Genomic DNA, 367 nt, shown 5'->3' on the forward strand with positions numbered 1-367 from the left:
GCATACGCGGTCGACTTTGCTATCCAGCGAGCTGGTCATCATTACAGAAAAGGATTTTCCGACCATCACGGATATCTCCACGCTGGATGACGAAGTTTTTATGCTTAGCAGCAAAAAGTGTGCAACCTCGACCCGCAACTATACCACTTTGTTCAAAGAAGGCCGTATCACCCCAAGACGAATTGTCGAGTGCGGCTCTTATCCCGTGCTGTTTTCAAGCGTTGCTGCGGGTAAAGGCGTCTCTCTGGTATTGCGCTGTTCAATCAGCAGCGAGGTACAGAACAAAATTAAAATCCATGAGCTCTCCGGCCAGTTTAACGACTTCAGAATCGAGCTCGTTTACCGTGCCGATTGCGCTAACCTGGAC

1 protein-coding gene is annotated in these 367 nt (G+C 49.3%); it reads left to right on the forward strand.

Annotated elements, in window-relative coordinates; all coding sequences use genetic code 11:
* A partial coding sequence (locus AC1DK4_RS40875) for a LysR substrate-binding domain-containing protein (RefSeq protein WP_477132286.1) occupies positions 1-367 on the forward strand: 367 nt, incomplete at both ends.

Source organism: Cupriavidus sp. 05N38 (assembly GCF_056397345.1).